The following is a 12,767-nucleotide window of genomic DNA, read 5'->3' as shown; positions in this document are numbered from 1 at the left end:
CGCCCACGCCCTCCTCGCCGCTGACGAAAGAGAGAAGGGACACCCTTCGAGGTCCGTTGACATGCGTTTCGGGTGGGTGACAGCGTTGTCATCGACTCATTTCCTCCATATGAGACGAGGAGCGCATCTTGCTCTATCGGAACTCACCCCGTCGCAGCGCGACAGCAGCCGCCGCCATCGGCATCCTCATCACGGGGCTGGCGCTCGCGCCGTCCGCGCCGGCCCAGGCCAACCACCGCCGGGCGCAGGACGAAGCCGTACGGTCGGGCAACGCACGTTTCGAGGTGCTGTCCCCGACCCTTATCCGCACCGAGTACCAGAAGGACGGCAGGTTCACCGACGCCGCCACCTTCAACGCCATCGGGCGCGACGACTTCCCCCGTACGCGTTTCACCAAGCACGTCGACCACGGCTGGCTCACCATCGACACCGGCGCGATGACGTTGCGTTACCGGGTCGGTTCGGGCGCGTTCACCGCCGACAACCTCACCGTGCAGCTCAAGGCCGGCAAGCAGACCGTGCAGGGCCAGCCCTGGGCCGGCCACACCGCCCCGGCCTGCGCGTTCGGCGCGCTCTGCGAGGCCGAGGCGCTGCAGTTGAACGGCCCCGGCGTGGCCACCGACCACCAGGGATTCACCGGACGCGGCTTCGCGGCCGGTTTCGCCTCGTCCGGCGACTCGGTCACGTTCGCGCTCGACGCTCCGGACGGCGGCACGAAGCAACTCTCCGTCCGCTACGCCAACAGCACCGGCGGCGACGGCCAGAACGTGGCCCGGACCCTGACGGTCCAGGTCGACGGCGACGCCGGCCGCACGCTGACGCTGCCGCCCACCGCGAACTGGGACACCTGGGGCCTGGCCAGCGTTCCGGTCGACCTCACCGCAGGCCGGCACGAGATCAGCGTCGTGCGGGGTGCCAACGACTCCGGCAACGTGAACGTCGACAGCCTCGCGGTGGTCAACCCGGGTGACGCGTTCCCGGCGCCGACCCCGCCCGAGCCGCAGCCGCTGCGGTTCGGCACGCTGGGCGAGGCCGAGACCGGCGCGCTGACCGGCGGCGCGAGGCCCGCGAACGACCACAACGGCGCTTCCGGTACGGGATTCCTGGCCGGGCTGGAGAGCACCACGTCCGCCGACGCGCTCACCGTGACGGATGTTCCCTCGGCGGGTGACTACCAGGTGCAGATCCGGTACGCCAACGGCCAGGCCGGCGCCCAGCCGAGCCAGGCGCGCACCATGTCGGTCACGGCGGGAACGGCGGCGCCGGTCACGGCGACCCTTCCACCGACCAGCGGGTGGGACTACTGGAACACCGTTTCCGTCCCGGTCCACCTCGACCGCGGCACCAACACCGTGGCGCTGGGCTGCCCCACCGACGCCAGTTGCAACGTCAACGTGGACACGGTCGCCGTCACCAGCAAGGGTTCCCCGCTGCTCGCCCCGCACGCGCCGCTCGGCGGCTACCGCCGGGGCCTGGACGGCGTCACCGGTTCCGCACTCACCGCACCGGGCCTGCTCTACCAGGACGGCTGGTACCTGCTCGACGACTCGGCCTCGGCCCTGAGCGACACCAAGCCCCGGCCCGCCGCCGAGCAGGACGGCTACGTCTTCGCGTACGGGCAGGACTTCACCCGCGCTCTGTTGGACCTGTCGACCCTGACCGGGCCCACGAAGCTGCTGCCGAAGTGGGCGTACGGGGTGTGGTACTCCGAGTACTACGACCGCACCGCCACCGAGTTCCAGAACCTGGTGACCCGGGCCAAGGCCGAGGGCGTGCCACTGGACGTGCTCGTCCTCGACACCGACGTCAAGGCGCCGGACAAGTGGAACGGCTGGAGCATCGACCCCACCCGGATCCCCGACCCGAAGGCGTTCTTCGACTGGGCCAGGAAGCAGGGCCTACACACCGGCATCAACATCCACCCGAGCATCCTCGGCTCGGACCCGAAGTTCGCGCAGGCGCAGGCCACCGCGAAGGGCAAGCTCCAGCGCGTCGGCTGCAACGGCGGTCCCGACTGCTACGCGTTCGACTTCGGCGACCCGGACCAGCTCAAGGCGTACATGCAGCTCCACGACGGGATGCTGCCGAAGGGCACCAAGGGCCCGGACCTCTGGTGGCTGGACTGGTGCTGCGACAACACGAAGTCCTCGCTCGCCGGGGTGACCGCGGACGCATGGATCAACCAGCAGTACGCCGACAAGACCGGCTTCGCCTTCTCCCGGGCGTACGGCTCGTTGCAGGCCGGCGGCTACAGCAGCCCGACCCCGGTGTCGACCGGCCCGTGGGCCGACAAGCGCACCACGCTGCACTTCACCGGCGACACCACCTCCGACTGGTCGACCCTGCAGATGGAGGTCGGCTACACGCCGGGCGAGTCGGCCTCGACCGGGCTGGCCGCGGTCAGCCACGACATCGGCGGGCACACCGGCGGCCTGCGGGAGCCGGGCACCGAACCGGGCAGCACCAAGCTGCCCGACGACCTCTACGCCCGGTGGGTCCAGTTCGGCACGTTCCAGCCGATCGACCGGCTGCACTCCAACCACAGCGACCGGCTGCCCTGGCAGTACGGCCCGGAGGCGAACGCATCGGCGAAGAAGTTCCTGAACCTGCGGGAGAAGCTGCTGCCGTACACCTACGCCGCCGCCAAGGAGGCCACCCGCACGGGTACGCCCATCGTCCGCTCGATGTACCTGGCGTACCCGAATGAGCAGGCCGCGTACGCCACCGCCGGTTCCGAGTACCTCTACGGCCCGGACTACCTGGTGGCACCCGTGACGACGCCCGGCACCACCGCCACGACGTCGGTGTGGTTCCCGCCGGGCAACAGCTGGACCGACATCTTCACCAGGAAGACGTACCGGGGCGGCACCACGCAGAACATCACCACCACGCTGGACACCATGCCGGTGTTCAAGAAGCACTGACGTTTTAGGGATCCGGTTGCCGGCCGGGTGGGAGCGACCCACCCGGCCGGTTCTTTTCCCGGCTACCGGTGTGGCCGGCGGACCAGCGACAGCCAGCCGAGGAACCTGGCGTGCATCGACGGCAGGTCCGGGCGCAGGCCCAGGCCGTACACGTCGTCGATCGCCTCCTGCATCGAGGCGGCCAGGTAGAACGCCAGCGCGATCGAATGGCCGTAGAACTCGGTTATGAGGGCGAGCTGCGCCGGGCTGCACGGCCAGGGCGCGGCGCAGTTGCGGCACAACCACGCCGGGCGCATCGGCAGGTGCGGGCGAGGGCGGGCGGTCATCCGACCCGCACCGGAGTTCGGCGGCGTTTGGCTGGCCTGGTCGGTGTGACGGGCAGGGCCTGCAACCGCACGCCCGCGCGCATCACGTACAGCTCGCGCCGCGCCATCGCGTCGCCGACCGCGTTCAGCTCATAGCCTTCAATCCAGACCCATCCGTCGTACGTTTGCCGCTCGGGCAGCTCGCGGATGACGCGTACGAAGATCGGGCGCAGGAACTGCACGCTCGCCGCGGTGGTCAGGTAGACCACGTCACCGGCCTGCATCTTCCCGATCTTCTCGGGTTTGTCGTCGGACACGGTCTCCCCTTGGTGCCGTTGGGAAGGGGCCGCTCCCGTGAGTGCTCGCCCGTCAGGAGCGGCCCCGTTACGAACGCGGCCACCGGATCTCGTGGGCCTGCCAGCCGCGCCGCCTGGTGACACTCTGCTGTGGAGGCCACTACGCTCGGAAGGCGTTCCAGGTGTCCGGGCCGGAGCTGGCAGAACAGCTCCAGACGTGTGGCACCTCGGGTAGTCGATCTCCAATTTGAGGAGAGTTGTATGGCTGACGTGCCGAGCCCTCTCGCGGACTTCATCGTGAGCGAGATCCGCCGTGCTCGTGGAGCGTCCGGGATGACGCAAGAGTCGTTCGGCCGGGCAGCGGGCTTCAGCGCCTCACACGTCAGCGCCGTGGAGAGCGGCACCCGAGCGCTGACGATGGATTTCATCCGGGGAGCGGACCGCGCCTTCAGCAACGACGGGTTGTTCGGACGCCTGGTGGTGAAACTCGGCGCACCGTCATGGTTCCTGCCGTGGCTGGACGCCGAGCGTGGCGCACGACAGCTTCGTCTCTTCGAGCCACTACTGATTCCGGGCCTACTCCAGACCGAGAACTACGCCCGCGTCGTGATGCGCCTGAACGACCTCATGTCCGCCACCGAGGTCGACCAGCAGGTAAGCGCCCGCATGAGCCGACACAAGATCCTCACCGGTGACACGCCGCCGCAGGTGGTGGCCGTGCTGGATGAGTCCACGCTCCGCCGCGCGGGCGACGAGTACGCCGGCATCATGGCCGAGCAGGTCGCCCACCTCATCACCGTCGCCGAGCTGCCCCACGTTCACGTCCACGTGATCCCAGCGGGTGCCGGCCTCCACATCGGGTTGTCCGGGCCGTTCGCGCTGGCGCGGGCCGGTGACGGGACCTGGGTCGGGCACCTCGAAAATCAGCTAGGCGGGATCGTGGTCGACAACGAAGATGGGCTCCATACTCTTCAGACGAGGTGGGAGAACGTGAGGAACGAAGCACTCCCACGTCGCCAGTCCAACGAGCTGATGAAGGAAGTGCACAGCCATCATGGACCTCACTAACGCCATCTGGCGCAAGTCCCGACGCAGCGGATCGTCCGGGGGCAACTGCGTCGAGGTCGCCGACAACCTGCCCGGCGTCGTCGGCGTCCGGGACAGCAAGGACCCCGCCGGCCCGGCACTCATCTTCGGTCCGGCGGCCTGGCGGGCGTTCGTCGCTCAGGTTCTGGAGCAGCCCTAACGGCTCCAGCCGGGCGGAAGCGCCCAGTACCCGATGCGCGGTGCGAGGGTTGAGGTGGCGTGCCCCGCGAGCGCAGCGCTAGCTGCGCTCGAGTGAGCCTCAGCGTGTCGCTACTCCACACGAGGAGAACAAAGCCAGCTACCGGTTGTCCGTCTCAAGACTTGCCTGACCGGAAGGTTTCGGGGCCGAGCCCGGCCAGCTCGGTGGACTTCACCCGCCCGCATGCTCACGGACTTCGGCAATGTCAGTGTCAGACAAAGTAGGCCTGGGGTGTGAGGCAACGGAAGCCCTGGCGGGACTTGTCGGGTGTCCGACCGTTGGTGAACTAGTCGGGGGTTCCACTAACGGCGCAGATCGTATATCCCTAACGGCACGGGTTGCTGACCAATTTGGAGGTCGTTGTGCTGGCGGAGGCGTTGGGGGCGTTGGCAGGCGCTGGTGGCGCGGCATTGGTCGGCGCGGTAGCTACAGACGGCTGGCAGTTGGCCAAGCGTGGATTCGCTCAGTTGTTCGGGCGAGGCGATCAGAGTCAGGCCGCTGCTATCGAAGAGCGGTTGGAGCGCACTCGTGCCGTGCTGGAAGCTGCCAGCTCCCAGGATGAGCGGGTGCGGCTAGAACAGCAAGCGGTATGGACGGCGCGCTTGGAGGACTTGTTGAGCGATCATCCAGAGGCTGCCGAGGACCTGCATGCTCTGGTTGAGCAGATTGCTGCGGCTAAGGGGACAAATTCAGCGGGCCATGTGGTTCAGCACGCAATCGCCTTTGACCAGAGTCAGCAGGTCGTGCAAGGCCACGGTCAACAGACGAACGTGTTCGGCAACCGCGGCGGCCAAGCGTGACGGCGACCGGCGCTGAGGCGGGCGCGGACGTCGCGGGAGCACTGGTGACGCCGGCATCTGCTGTGACGCAGGCGGTATGGACCACAGACCAGGGCAACACTGGAGCACAGGGCTCGGGCAATCAACTGAACGTCTTCTTGCATGCCCCGCCCGCTCAGAGGACACCGGTTGGAGAGGACCCACCAGTAGCGTCGCCGGGCGAGCGTGCTGCTGGAGCTCTACCCGCTGTGTGGAACATGGGTCCTCGTAACCCTGGTTTCGCCGGGCGACAACGTGAACTCACGCGCTTGCGTGAGCAACTGAGTTCGGGTGGCCCGGCGGTGGTGCAGGCCCTCCATGGCATGGGGGGAATTGGTAAGACTCAGCTCGCCATTGAGTATGCCTATCGCCACGCGGCGGACTACGACGTGGTGTGGTGGATATCGGCTGAACAGGCCGGGCTGATCGGTGAGCAGTACACCGCGCTTGGTGTAAGCCTCGGCATGGTGGCCTCAGATGCGGACAGTGTGACCGCAGCTCGCAAGGTCAAAAGCTACCTCCGCAGCCGTGACCGATGGCTGCTGATATTCGACAATGCCGAGTCACCAGACGACATTAGTCAATGGCTGCCCGGGGGGCCAGGGCATGCCATTATTACCTCTCGGCACCAGCGCTGGAACCAGCTGGCTGTGGCGGTTGAGGTCGACGTGTTAACAAGAGCAGAGTCGATTCTTCTATTGACCGCCCACCACCCGATGCTGAACCGAGCTGAAGCCGATGAGTTGGCCGATGCCCTGGGCGACCTTCCACTAGCACTGGTGCAGGCCGCCAGTTTCTTGGCTGAAACCGGCATGTCGACGCATGAGTACCGACAAGCCCTGACCGGTCAGGCAGGCGAGGTGCTCGGTGAGGGTCGCCCCGTCAGCTATCCTCGCTCCCTGGCTGCCACGATTGCGGTGAGCACCGCCCGGCTCGCCGACATCGACCCCGCGTCTTTGGCGATGCTCCGGCTGTGTGCGTTCCTGGCCCCGGAGCCGGTGCCCGTGGAGTTGCTGGCCGCGATTGTGCAGTTTGAGGCAGTAACCGAGGATGACTCGTGGGGTTTGGTTCCGTTGGCGGCGGTCATCGGCAAACCCTTGGCGCGACGCCGCAGCATCGCCCGCATTGGTGACTACGGGTTGGCCAAGGTTTCCGTGGAGGGCATCACGGTGCACCGACTGGTGCAGGCCGTCCTGCGCGACCAGTTGGCCCCTGTCGCAGTCGATCAGCTCCGGACACGAATCCAGACCGTGCTCAGCATGGCCGAGCCCGGTAACCCACGTGATCCAGCCGCTTGGCCAAGCTGGGCTCGCCTGCTGCCCCACCTTCTAGCAGCCGATCCGGCTTCGTCGAACAGTTCTGCTCTTCGCGGCCTGGCATGCAGGGCAATCGTCTTCCTAATCGTTCGCGGCGACGCCCTACCAGCGCAGCGACTGGCCGACCATCTCTACCAACGGTGGCGTCAAGCGCTCGGACCAGACCACCCTCACACCTTGAAAGCTGCCACGGAACTGGTCTGGGCATACAGGGATCTAGGCAAACTCCACCAACTACGACAGCTGATCGAGGACACCCTGGCCCGCCAACGACCGACGCTGGGCGAGGACCACCCCGACACCCTTCGATCAACTAGCGACCTCGCCGTCGTCCTACATGCTCGGGGCGAGCATGAGCAGGCGCGGCAGATGCATCAGGAGGTGCTGGAGCGGCGGCAGCGCGTGCTGGGCAAGGACCACCCTGACACCCTCAGGTCCGCCGCCAACCTGGCCGGAACGCTGTCCAGCCTCGGGGAATTTGAGCAGGCGCGGCGCATGGAAGAGGACGTGCTGGAGCGGCAGCGGCGCGTGCTGGGCGAAGACCATCCCGACACCGTGAGCGCCGTCAGCGGCCTGGCCTCCACGCTCCACAGCCTCGGCGAGTTTGAGCGGGCGCGGCGCATGGAAGAGGACGTGCTGGAGCGGCGGCGGCGCGTGCTGGGCGAAGACCATCCCGAGACCGTGAGCGCCGTCAGCGGCCTGGCCTCCACGCTCCACAGCCTTGGCGAGTTTGAGCGGGCGCGGCGCATGAAGAAGGACGTGCTGGAGCGGCGGCGGCGCGTGCTGGGCGAAGACCATCCCGACACCGTGAGCGCCGTCAGCAACCTGGCCTCCACGCTCCACAGCCTCGGCGAGTTTGAGCGGGCGCGGCGCATGGAAGAGGACGTGCTCGAGCGGCGGCGGCGCGTGCTGGGCGAAGACCATCCCGACACCCTGAGCGCCGTCAGCAACCTGGCCTCCACGCTCCACAGCCTCGGCGAGTTTGAGCGGGCGCAGCGCATGAAGAAGGACGTGCTCGAGCGGCGGCGGCACGTGCTAGGCGAAGACCATCCCGACACCCTGAGCGCCGTCAGCAACCTGGCCTTCACCCTCTACAGCCTCGGCGAGTTTGAGCGGGCGCAGCGCATGGAAGAGGACGTGCTCGAGCGGCGGCGGCACGTGCTGGGCGAAGACCATCCCGACACCGTGAGCGCCGTCAGCAGCCTGGCCTCCACGCTCGGGCGGCTGAACGAGTTGGAGCGGGCGCGGCAGATGCATCACGAGGTGCTGGAGTGGCGACGGCGCGTGCTGGGCGAAGACCATCCCGACACCGTGAGCGCCGTCAGCAACCTAGCCTCCACGCTCTACAGCCTCGGCGAGTTGGAGCGGGCGCGGCGCATGGAAGAGGACGTGCTCGAGCGGCGGCAGCGCGTGCTGGGCGAAGACCATCCCGACACCCTGAGCGCCGTCAGCAACCTGGCCTCCACGCTCGGGCGGCTGAACGAGTTGGAGCGGGCGCGGCAGATGCATCACGAGGTGCTGGAGCGGCGGCAGCGCGTGCTGGGCGAAGACCATCCCGACACCGTGAGCGCCGTCAGCAACCTGGCCTCCGCCCTCGGCCGGCTGGGAAAGTTGGAGCGGGCGCGGCAGATGCATCACGAGGTGCTGGAGTGGCGACGGCGCGTGCTGGGCGAAGACCATCCCGACACCGTGAACGCCGTCAGCAACCTGGCCTTCACCCTCTACAGCCTTGGCGAGTTTGAGCGGGCGCGGCGCATGGAAGAGGACGTGCTCGAGCGGCGGCAGCGCGTGCTAGGCGAAGACCATCCCGACACGCTGGTCTCGGCAGTAAATCTTGCAATGTCCCTTGCGGCCCTGAAGCAAAAGATGCCTGCACGTCGTATGGCCGAACACGGTTTTCGAGGGCTCCGGGCTACACTTGGGAACCAGCACGATTTGACCCAATGGGCTCGGCACCGACTCAACGAAATTGCGGCTTCTATGGGCGGGATAGGCCGAACGAAGAGCAGCCGTCGCAGGTAATCCTGCTTCTGCCACTACCCGGTTCGCTGTTGTCATAGACAACCAAGCGGCAGAATTCAGCCAGGGCAGGAGGTGGAAGTCATGTCATCCCTGGAGCAGTTCCAGCCACGCGAGTGATCACCCATGGCAGCTTGAAAGTGCAGTCCAACACCAACACCAGGGCTGACTTGCCGCCGGATCGCTGGGGCACTAGCTCCACCGCCGGGGCGCGAGGGGCGTCCAGCCGTCGGCCATCGACTCACGCCCGAGGCACCGGCCCGGAAAGGGCCCGCAGACGGCAAAGGCGCGCGACGTCGAGGCGAGGCCCAATTGAGCAAGCGCTCAGGCCGTCACCCGCCACCCAACGATGACCAACGTCAACCAATGGGCATTCAACAAACGGCCAGCCAAAGCCATGGTCAGCCCTCTGAGCTGGTGGGCGACGGACGAGTCGACCTGTACGCCGGATTCTGTGCGCGGCGCGTACCCCGAGGGGTTTGCGCCGGCGGCGGCCATCCATCTCGGCCTGCCGTTGCCGGCAGGCTCCAGCGGCCTACCCGCAGACATCGGGCGGGCAGCCCTCAAGCGTCTGCGCCGGGTCGTCATCTTGCGGTGACGGCCCTTGCTTGGCCTTGCTCCGGGTGGGGTTTACCGAGCCACCCCGGTCACCCGGGGTGCTGGTGGGCTCTTACCCCACCGTTTCACCCTTACCGTCCCCGTTGGGGTCGGCGGTCTGTTTTCTGTGGCACTTTCCCGCGGGTCGCCCCGGGTTGCCGTTAACAACCACCCTGCCCTGTGGAGTCCGGACGTTCCTCGGCGGCGGGCCGAAGCCCGCCGACGCGGCCGCCCGGTCGACTCGTCCGTCGCGCTCTCATCCTAACGACGAGGGTGCTGCCGGTATTGCCACCCCGCCTAGGCAAGATCGCGCAGCTCAAGAACGGTCCGGCGAATGCGTGCCGTAGGGCGGCGGCTAGCCTCGTGGGGCTATGGATCTCTCCCACGCCGCGCTGCTGCTCGCCGCCGGTCTCGCCGCTGGCACGGTCAACGCGGTGGCCGGTGGCGGCTCGCTGATCACCTTTCCGGCGATGATCGCGATCGGGTTGCCCCCGGTGCCGGCGAACGTCAGCAACTCCGTCGCCGTCTTCCCCGGCTACCTGGCCAGCGTGGCGGGCAGCCGACAGGATCTGCCGCGCCCCCGCGCGCTGGCCACGCTCGTGCCCACCACCATCGTGGGCACGATCCTCGGGGCGCTGCTGTTGCTGGCCACTCCGGCCCGCGCGTTCGAGTTGGTCGTACCCTTCCTGGTCCTCGGCGCGACAGCGGTCCTGGCCTTCCAGGACCCGCTGCGCCGGCTAGTCGGTCACCCCCGGGACCTGTCGCCACGCCGGCGGACGATCGCGGTGCAGACCATGGTCGCGCTCGGTGCGGTGTACGGCGGTTACTTCGGTGCGGCGCTCGGGGTGATGCTGGTGGCCGGGCTGGCCCTCGTGCTCGACGCGACCCTGGCCCGGGTGAGCGCGATCAAGAACCTGCTGTCGGCGGTGGTGGGGGTCACGACGCTCGTGGTGTTCGCCCTGTTCGGCCCCTTGAACTGGGCGGCCGTCGCGGTGGTCGCGCCCGCCACCCTGATTGGGGGGTACGCGGGCGCCCGGCTCGTCCGCCGGCTGCCGCCGGTGGTGCTCAAGACGGTGATCGTGGTGTTCGGTACGACGATCGGCCTCTACCTGCTCTGGCGCGCCCTGAACTGACGGGCGCCCGAGGCCAAGATCCGCGCAACTTCAGGGAAAGTGCTGCCTCCATCAGCGTTGAGGCAGCAGTTTCCCCGAAAGTGCGCGGATCTTGGAGACGAGCCTCAGTCAGTAGGCCTCGCCTACCGGCTCCTCGGCGGTGTGCTCGGTGTCGGCGGCGGCGCGGTTCCAGCGGGACCAGAGGACCCGCTCGCCGTAGCCGGCGGCCATCAGGTGCGCGAAGGCCAGGTAGACGAGCACGCCGACGGCGAGCACCCCGAAGCCGACCCAGAACGGCAGCGCCAGCGACTGCTCGGCGAGCTTGCCGGAGATGATCGGTGCCGGCGCGGCGGCGCCCCAGCGGACCAGGTTGAACGCGCCGGTGGCGACGCGCCGGTCGCTGGAGCCGAGGCCGAGCGCCAGGTCGGTGAGGTTGGCGTTGGCCAGCCCCATGCAGAGCCCGGCGAGCACCAGCACCACGAGCGCCTCGGCGGTGCTGGTGGAGGTGGCGAAGAGGACCATGCAGACCAGCAGCCCGGCGATGGCCACGCCGACGGTCTGTACCGCGCCGATGCGGTGGGCCAGCCGGTGACCGATGACCATGATGCCGGCGGCCAGGCCGAGCCCCCAGCCGGTGAAGGCGAGCCCCAGCGGGATGACGTCCAGGCCGAGGAAGAGCGGCGTGTAGCCGAGCACCACGAAGAACACGAAGTTGTACGCGGCGGTGACCACGCAGAGGGCGATGAACGCCGGCCGGCGGAAGGTGGCGAAGATCTGGCCGACGCGTACCGGGACCTGCCGATTGGAGGGTTCGCGGAGCTTGCGGGAGGCCACGCCGAGGGCGAGGACCATGAAGACGCCGCAGACGAAGAACGGCAGCCGCCAGCTGACCTCGCCGAGCAGGCCACCGATCAGCGGTCCGACGGCGAAGCCGAGACCCAGGGCGGTCTCGAAGAGGCCCACCACCCATTCCCGGTCGATGGCCAGGTTGACCAGCACCACCATGGCGGTGGCGAAGAACATCGCGTTGCCCAGCCCCCAGACGCCGCGCAGCACGGACAGCTGCACGATGTTGTCGCTGAACGAGGCGAGGATCGCCGCGAGGCCAACCACGGAGACGCCGGTGATGAGCACCGGCTTGAAGCCGAACCGGCCGCTGGCCAGCGTCGCCGGGATCATGCCAAGGGCCATGACCGCGATGTACGCGGTGAACAGCAGCTCGACCTGCCAGGCGGTGACCCCGATCGCCTCGCCGATGGCGGGCAGGATCGGGTCGACGACGGCGATGCCGGCGATGGCGAGGAAGGCCACCAGCGTGGTGGCGTAGATGGCACTGCGGTTCGGTTCGGAACGCCGATCCACTCCGACTCCTCAGATAGCTGTATCGTACAGGTACTTATTCTGTATCATACAGCTATGAGCGACGACCATGACGAGAGCAGCACCCTCGGCCGGATCGAGACCGAGGTGGCCCTGCTGATGCGCTTCGGCGAGGCCACCCGGCGGGCCACCGGCACCGCCGAGCACCGGGTGCTGGACCGCGCGGCGTACGTCATCCTGCGCCACCTGGCCGACGCCGGCCCGCAGAACGTCTCCGCGCTCGCCGCCCGGCTCAACCTGGACGGCTCGACAGTCACCCGGCAGGTGTCCGCGCTTCAGCGCGACGGCCTGATCACCCGTACCCCGGACCCGTCCGACGGCCGCGGCACGGTCATCTCCCCCACCCCGGCCGGTCTCCAGCGGATGGCCGTCGTCCAGGCCGCCCGTACCCGGCTCTACGGCGACATGCTGGCCGACTGGAGCCCCGAGGACCGCTCCACGCTGGCAGCACTACTGGGCCGCCTCAACCAGGCCCTGATAAACCGCAACCGCCCCCGCTAACCCACACACCCGCCCGGCCCGGCCGGGCCTGGCCTGGCCTGGCCTGGCCTGGCCTGGCCCGGTCGATCATGGAGTCGTGGTGGGGAAGGGAAGGCTGCAAATCGTCATCATCCGGGCACCACTACTTCATGATCGACGCGGAAGGTCGATGCGCGGTTCCTCCAACCGCCAAGATCGCGCAACATCCTGGATGTAGTGGCCTCCCCGCCGCCCT

General features: G+C 68.2%; 10 protein-coding genes and 1 other RNA gene. 7 read left to right on the top strand and 4 right to left on the bottom strand.

Annotated elements, in window-relative coordinates:
- Nucleotides 1-128: 128 nt before the first annotated feature.
- Nucleotides 129-2,924, top strand: coding sequence for a TIM-barrel domain-containing protein (locus tag ACIBD9_RS10805; RefSeq protein ID WP_396716495.1), 2,796 nt, complete (start codon nucleotides 129-131; stop codon nucleotides 2,922-2,924).
- 62 nt (nucleotides 2,925-2,986) lie between these two features.
- On the opposite strand, the gene ACIBD9_RS10800 is transcribed toward ACIBD9_RS10805, so the two are convergent.
- Together ACIBD9_RS10800 and ACIBD9_RS10795 are read right to left on the bottom strand one after the other, a co-directional pair.
- A complete protein-coding gene (locus tag ACIBD9_RS10800; protein WP_396716493.1) occupies nucleotides 2,987-3,250 on the bottom strand; it encodes a hypothetical protein in 264 nt (87 codons plus the stop codon).
- A complete protein-coding gene (locus ACIBD9_RS10795) occupies nucleotides 3,247-3,546 on the bottom strand; it encodes a hypothetical protein (protein WP_396716491.1) in 300 nt (99 codons plus the stop codon). Before ACIBD9_RS10795 ends, ACIBD9_RS10800 begins: the two co-directional genes overlap by 4 nt.
- Before the next feature lie 240 nt (nucleotides 3,547-3,786).
- Here ACIBD9_RS10795 and ACIBD9_RS10790 point away from each other — a divergent pair, with 240 nt between their 5' ends.
- The 4 genes from ACIBD9_RS10790 to fxsT all read left to right on the top strand — a co-directional run bounded on the left by ACIBD9_RS10790 (nucleotide 3,787) and on the right by fxsT (nucleotide 8,966).
- Nucleotides 3,787-4,593: a helix-turn-helix transcriptional regulator gene (locus ACIBD9_RS10790; protein WP_396716489.1), complete on the top strand. Its 807-nt coding sequence runs from the start codon at nucleotides 3,787-3,789 to the stop codon at nucleotides 4,591-4,593.
- Nucleotides 4,580-4,771, top strand: coding sequence for a DUF397 domain-containing protein (locus ACIBD9_RS10785; RefSeq protein WP_396716487.1), 192 nt, complete (start codon nucleotides 4,580-4,582; stop codon nucleotides 4,769-4,771). Before ACIBD9_RS10790 ends, ACIBD9_RS10785 begins: the two co-directional genes overlap by 14 nt.
- A 377-nt stretch (nucleotides 4,772-5,148) precedes the next feature.
- Nucleotides 5,149-5,610: a hypothetical protein gene (locus ACIBD9_RS10780; protein WP_396716485.1), complete on the top strand. Its 462-nt coding sequence runs from the start codon at nucleotides 5,149-5,151 to the stop codon at nucleotides 5,608-5,610.
- A gap of 236 nt (nucleotides 5,611-5,846) precedes the next feature.
- Nucleotides 5,847-8,966: an FxSxx-COOH system tetratricopeptide repeat protein gene (gene fxsT / locus ACIBD9_RS10775; RefSeq protein ID WP_396716483.1), complete on the top strand. Its 3,120-nt coding sequence runs from the start codon at nucleotides 5,847-5,849 to the stop codon at nucleotides 8,964-8,966.
- 422 nt (nucleotides 8,967-9,388) lie between these two features.
- Here the strand turns inward: fxsT and rnpB are convergent.
- An RNA gene (gene rnpB, locus ACIBD9_RS10770) (RNase P RNA component class A) lies at nucleotides 9,389-9,804 on the bottom strand.
- A 127-nt stretch (nucleotides 9,805-9,931) separates the two neighbouring features.
- Here rnpB and ACIBD9_RS10765 point away from each other — a divergent pair.
- Nucleotides 9,932-10,693 carry a sulfite exporter TauE/SafE family protein gene (locus tag ACIBD9_RS10765; protein ID WP_396716481.1) on the top strand — a complete coding sequence of 254 codons (762 nt, stop codon included), beginning with the start codon at nucleotides 9,932-9,934 and terminating at the stop codon, nucleotides 10,691-10,693.
- Between the two features lie 108 nt (nucleotides 10,694-10,801).
- Here ACIBD9_RS10765 and ACIBD9_RS10760 read toward each other — a convergent pair whose 3' ends face one another.
- Complete coding sequence (locus ACIBD9_RS10760) at nucleotides 10,802-12,034, bottom strand: MFS transporter (RefSeq protein ID WP_396716480.1); 1,233 nt, start codon at nucleotides 12,032-12,034, stop codon at nucleotides 10,802-10,804.
- 54 nt (nucleotides 12,035-12,088) lie between these two features.
- On the opposite strand from ACIBD9_RS10760, the gene ACIBD9_RS10755 reads away from it, so the two are divergent.
- Nucleotides 12,089-12,553 carry a MarR family winged helix-turn-helix transcriptional regulator gene (locus ACIBD9_RS10755; protein ID WP_396716478.1) on the top strand — a complete coding sequence of 155 codons (465 nt, stop codon included), beginning with the start codon at nucleotides 12,089-12,091 and terminating at the stop codon, nucleotides 12,551-12,553.
- Nucleotides 12,554-12,767: the final 214 nt, after the last annotated feature.

It is taken from the genome of Micromonospora sp. NPDC050784 (assembly GCF_044456765.1).
Lineage (GTDB): Bacteria > Actinomycetota > Actinomycetes > Mycobacteriales > Micromonosporaceae > Micromonospora > Micromonospora foliorum.
This window is presented reverse-complemented; position numbering and strand designations above follow the sequence as displayed.

Excerpts from the sequence above, each read along its gene's own strand:
- ACIBD9_RS10800 (WP_396716493.1), bottom strand. The coding sequence starts at position 3,250 with ATGACCGCCCGCCCTCGCCCGCACCTGCCGATGCGCCCGGCGTGGTTG.
- ACIBD9_RS10790 (WP_396716489.1), top strand. The coding sequence starts at position 3,787 with ATGGCTGACGTGCCGAGCCCTCTCGCGGACTTCATCGTGAGCGAGATC.
- ACIBD9_RS10785 (WP_396716487.1), top strand. The coding sequence starts at position 4,580 with ATGGACCTCACTAACGCCATCTGGCGCAAGTCCCGACGCAGCGGATCG.
- fxsT (WP_396716483.1), top strand. The coding sequence starts at position 5,847 with ATGGGTCCTCGTAACCCTGGTTTCGCCGGGCGACAACGTGAACTCACG.
- ACIBD9_RS10765 (WP_396716481.1), top strand. The coding sequence starts at position 9,932 with ATGGATCTCTCCCACGCCGCGCTGCTGCTCGCCGCCGGTCTCGCCGCT.
- ACIBD9_RS10755 (WP_396716478.1), top strand. The coding sequence starts at position 12,089 with ATGAGCGACGACCATGACGAGAGCAGCACCCTCGGCCGGATCGAGACC.